Genomic DNA, 4,578 nt, shown 5'->3' on the forward strand with positions numbered 1-4,578 from the left:
AGTCGGGGGTGACGTCGGCGAGATCGACCGAGTCCTCGACTGAACGCACCCGTCTCGCCCCCGCGTCAGTACTTCCGCTCCGTGGGTAACGTTTATACGAATCAGTCGCTTCTCCATGCGTATGAGTGGCGTTGACACGCACGAGGGAGCGACCGGAGACGACGAGGAGGACCCGGAGCGACCCGTACGCGTGATCGAAGGGCACGCGGTCCAGTTCAACGAGTACCGGTACTGACCGGGGGCGCGGCCGTCGACCGGTGTCGGGACCGTTAAGTGCTCGTCCCGGGTAGCCGAGGGTGTGATACGGAGGCTCCGACGCGCGAGTACCTTCGCCGCCGTAGCCGCGCTCGCGGCCCTCGCGCCGACGCTCGGCGACGCCGCGGTCGTTCCCTTCCTCGCGGTCGCCGGCCTCGCCTTCTTCGGAATCCGCGACGGGGAGTGGTTCGAGACGCTCGCGCTGCCGGGCGATCGCGAGGAGGAGCGGCTCTACGGGCTCGTCGCCTTCTCGGTCGCCGCGGCCGGCCTCGCGCTGTTCGCCTCGCTCCCCCGCGCCCCCCTCCCGTACGAGGCGTTCGCCGCGGCGGCGCTCGCCGTCGGCGGGGGACGGTTCGGCCGGGAGCTCGTCGGCCGGTCGACGACCGACGAGTTCCCGCTCGTCGCCGGCTACGTCGGGGTGGGCGCCCTCGCGGCCTTCGTCGGACAGGTCGCGGTGCGGCTCCAGACGGCGGCCCTCGGCGTCGACGGCGGGTTCTCCCTCGACGGGCCGGTCCCCGCTCCGGGCGTCGACCCCGCGGGGGCGGCGTCGCTGGCGACCGCGCTCCCCGACCTCGTCTTCATCGCGTCCGTCGCCGCGCTGACCGCCGCGCTCGTGCGGTCGCTGGTGTTCGCCCGCGACGCGCACATCACGGTGATCCTCGTCGCGTTCGCGGTCTGGGGGTTCCTCGCGCTCGACCCGGCGGTCACCGTCCCCCTCGTCGCGTTCGGTCTCGGCGTGACCGTCGCGCTCGGTTACATCTCCTTCGCGCTCGGCACCGCCTCCGTCCCCGGGATGCTCACCGGTGTGCTCTCCGCCCTGCTCGCCGTCGTGCTCGGCGGGGTCGGCTGGTTCCTCACGCTGATGTCCTTCTACGCCGTCGGCGGGCTCGCCTCGAAGTACCGCTTCGACGAGAAGGCGGCCCGCGGCGTCGCCCAGGAGAACGAGGGGGCCCGCGGCACGGGTAACGTGCTGGCGAACTCCGCGGTCGCGCTCGTCGCGCTCGTCGGCTACGCCGCGACCGCCCACGTCGCGCTCCCTCCGGCCCCGTTCGCGCTCGCCTTCGCGGGGGCGACCGCCACGGCGATGGCCGACACGCTCTCCTCGGAGATCGGCGGGCTGTTCGACGGGCCGCGGCTCGTCACGACTCTCAAGCGGGTCGACCCCGGCACCGACGGCGCGATCACCTGGCAGGGTGAGTTCGCCGGTCTCGCGGGCGCGCTCCTCGTCGGCGGCCTCGCCGCGGTCGGAATGCCTCTCGGCGACCTCGTCGGCGGCGGGGTCGTCGTCTTAGCGGGGGTCGCGGGCATGACCGTCGACAGCCTCCTCGGCGCGCTGGTCGAGGGCGACCGGATCGGCAACCAGACCGTGAACTTCCTCGCGACGCTGTCCGGGGCGGCGGTCGCGGTCGGGCTCGGGGTGACGGTGCTTTGAACCCGGCGTCGAACGACGGCGAGGGGCCGGACTCCGACCCGTCGGACGAAGACGCCGATACCCCGGACCCGCGCGTCCGCGCCGCCCGCCCGCCAGACGCCGACCGGATCCGCGAGCTCCAGGCGTTCCTCCGGCAGCCGAACCCGGACCTCTTGGAGTACGGCCTCGCGGTCGGCTCGGCGCTCGTGAGCGTCGCGGACGGCCGCCCGGTCGGGTACCTGCTTCCGGTCGACGCCCCCAACCGCCCCGGAGTCCACGTCGCCGAACTCGTCGTCGACCGGGACCACCGGCGCGAGGGGCGCGCACGCGGCCTCCTCTCGGCCGCGATCGAAGGGGCCGACGGTCCCGTGACGCTCCAAGCGCACCCCGACAACGACGGAGCGCTCGCGCTGTACGACGGGCTCGGCTTCGAGGTCGTCGACCGGCGCCCCGACGCGTACGCCGACGGCGACGCGCTCGTACTACGCCGGGAGTAGAGTCGTCGGCCTCGGAGCGGCCGGGGCCTCGCAGGCGCTCGGCGCCCCCGGAGCGGCGGGCGATCTCTCTCGGGAGCGAGCGAGAACAGACAAAAGGACTATTCGAGCCCCGCGCTACGGGCGAGACATGAGCGACGCCGACGCGGAGCCGGAAGCGGGCGAGGGCCCAGACGCGAGCGACGCCGCCGCCGACCCGATCGACGTCGACTTCGGCGAGGACGGGCTCGTCCCCGCGATCGCCCAAGACGCCGACTCGGGCGAGGTGCTGATGCTCGCGTACGTCTCGCCGGAAGCGCTCGACCGCACCCGCGAGACGGGCGAGGCGCACTACTACTCCCGGTCGCGCGACGAGCTGTGGCACAAGGGGGGCTCCTCCGGCCACGCGCAGGAGGTCCGCGAGGTGCGCGTCGACTGCGACGCCGACACGCTCCTGTACCTCGTCGACCAGAACGTCGGGGCGTGTCACACGGGGCACCGGTCCTGTTTCCACCGGACGATCGACGGCGAGCACGTCGGGGAGCGCGTCTTCGACCCGGACGAGGTGTACTGAATGGGCGACGCGGCCGGCGGCGCGGCGGACCGCGGCGCGGCGGGACGCGACGCGGAGCCCGACCCGGTCGCCGAGGCGGGCGAGGCGGCCGCGAGGCTCCGCGAGCGCTACGACGAGCTCCGGGGGATCGAGGGCCGGATCGCCGACCTCGGCCGGGAGCGCGTCGAGGCCGCGGCGGACACGTACCGCCGGGCCCACCGCGTGCTCGACGAGTACGAGGAGGACGCGGTCGGCAGCGGCGACTTCGAGGCCTACGTCCGGTTCGAGGGCGAGTTCGCGAACGCGGTCGACGTCGACGACGACGCGCTCGCGGCCGACGCGTTCGCGGCCGCCGACGAGGCGGTCGACAAGAAGCGGCTCTCGGAGCGCGACTTCGAGGCGGCCCGCGAGGCGCTCGAACCCGCCGGGGAGTACGTCGACCTGCTCGCCGACCGCGACGAGGCGCTCGACGACTATCGGATCGCCCGCAGGGACGCCCGTGAGGCGAAGAAGTGCCTCGCCGCCCGGCTCGACGAGCTTCGCGAGGTCGCGGCGATGGCGGACGCCGACCTCGACGCCGACGTCGACCGCCTCCGCGAGCCGGTGGAGACGTACAACGAGGCGGTCCGGGAGTCGTTCGACGAGTTCTATAAGTCCGCGTCGGCCCGCGAGGCATTCTCGTTCCTCGATCGCGCGGACGCGACGCCGTTCGTCGACGTCGACGTGCCGCCGACGGACCTGGCCGACTACGTCGCCGAGTACGAGGCGGGCGAGGAGCCGCTGCCGACCCTATTGAAGTACGCGGACTACTCGAACTCGAAGCTGGAGCACTACGTCGACGACCCCGGCGCGCTCCGGACGGCGGTCGCGGTCCACCGCACCTATATCGAGCGGCTCGACGGCGAGCCCCTGACGCTCGACTGGCCGCCCGCCGCCGGCGACGAGCTCGCCTACGAGATCGACGAGCTGATCCCGCTGGTCTCGCGCGTCGCCGACGACGACACGGTCGCGACGCTGCGCGCCGTCCGCGATCTCGCGCGCGACGACGAGTACGAGCGGCTCCGCCGCGCCGCCGAGGTTCGCGACGCGCTGGACGACCCCGAGCTGGAGCTGGTGCGGACCGGCGCCGTCGACGACCGGGTGCGCGAGGCCGAGCGCACCCTGGAGATCGCCGAGGACGTGCTCGCGGAGACGGAGCGGTAGCGGGCTTTTAAACCGTCCCTCTCGGAGAAGCGCGCCCTTTCAATAGCCGCCGGCGTCGACGTGACGACATGACACGATTCGACGCCGCGACGGAGACGGAGCGGCTGAAGCTGATCGCGGACGCGGCGGCCGCTCACCGCGCCCGGTCGAGCGACGTGATGACCGTCGACGTCGACCCCGACAGCGACGTCACCGAGGGCGGCGAGGTGCCGCCGTGGATCCAGCTCGTCGGCACGGAGCTGATCTTGGACTGCACCGACGACGAGTTAGAGCGGCTGAAGGACCTGCTCGGCGAGTTCCCCGAGTTCCGGATCGACGAACTCGTCAGCCCGGAGGAAGCCGAGGGGACGAACGCGGTCGTCACCGCGCGCTCGGACGCCAACCGCGTGGCGGGGTTCGTCGAGCGCGCGTTCCGCGAGGTGTACGGGCTCGACGAGGAGTATCGGGCCTGGGTGACGGCGATATGAATCGGATGAGGGTGTTGCTGTCGGGTGTTTATAATTGAGTGACGGCTCGGCGGTGACGGCTTTCGGATTCCCAGCCGCCTGCTTATAAATCGTTGATCGTGGCTTGACGATGAAAACCTCCAAAGCCCCAGCCGTGAGGCGGGCGCACGTTCGCTGCGCTCCTCGTCACTCGCTTCGCTCGTTCCTGCGGTGCTTACGTCACCTGCGCCCGCCTCA

5 protein-coding genes are annotated in these 4,578 nt (G+C 72.4%); all 5 read left to right on the forward strand.

Translation table 11 applies throughout. The annotated features are described in order from the left end of the window. The first annotated feature begins 298 nt into the window (after positions 1 to 298). Positions 299 to 1,687: a DUF92 domain-containing protein gene (locus tag DJ81_RS07580; protein ID WP_094558121.1), complete on the forward strand. Its 1,389-nt coding sequence runs from the start codon at positions 299 to 301 to the stop codon at positions 1,685 to 1,687. Beyond that, positions 1,684 to 2,163, forward strand: a complete 480-nt coding sequence (locus DJ81_RS07585; RefSeq protein ID WP_094523962.1) for an N-acetyltransferase — start codon at positions 1,684 to 1,686, stop codon at positions 2,161 to 2,163. The genes DJ81_RS07580 and DJ81_RS07585 overlap by 4 nt, the downstream gene beginning before the upstream one ends. Before the next feature lie 127 nt (positions 2,164 to 2,290). Then, positions 2,291 to 2,713, forward strand: coding sequence for a phosphoribosyl-AMP cyclohydrolase (hisI, locus tag DJ81_RS07590; protein ID WP_249269100.1), 423 nt, complete (start codon positions 2,291 to 2,293; stop codon positions 2,711 to 2,713). Next, positions 2,714 to 3,895 (forward strand): hypothetical protein, encoded by a 1,182-nt coding sequence (locus DJ81_RS07595; protein WP_094589172.1) that lies wholly within the window; start codon positions 2,714 to 2,716, stop codon positions 3,893 to 3,895. 68 nt (positions 3,896 to 3,963) lie between these two features. Then, on the forward strand, positions 3,964 to 4,362 hold the full coding sequence (locus tag DJ81_RS07600) for a hypothetical protein (RefSeq protein WP_094523960.1): 399 nt from the start codon (positions 3,964 to 3,966) through the stop codon (positions 4,360 to 4,362). Positions 4,363 to 4,578: the final 216 nt, after the last annotated feature.

Origin of the sequence: Halorubrum sp. Hd13, assembly GCF_002252755.1 — an archaeon.
Classification (GTDB): Archaea; Halobacteriota; Halobacteria; order Halobacteriales; family Haloferacaceae; genus Halorubrum.

What these genes read in the sequence shown, in the direction of transcription:
- hisI (WP_249269100.1), top strand. Translation starts at nt 2,291, where the DNA reads ATGAGCGACGCCGACGCGGAGCCGGAAGCGGGCGAGGGCCCAGACGCG.
- DJ81_RS07595 (WP_094589172.1), top strand. Translation starts at nt 2,714, where the DNA reads ATGGGCGACGCGGCCGGCGGCGCGGCGGACCGCGGCGCGGCGGGACGC.
- DJ81_RS07600 (WP_094523960.1), top strand. Translation starts at nt 3,964, where the DNA reads ATGACACGATTCGACGCCGCGACGGAGACGGAGCGGCTGAAGCTGATC.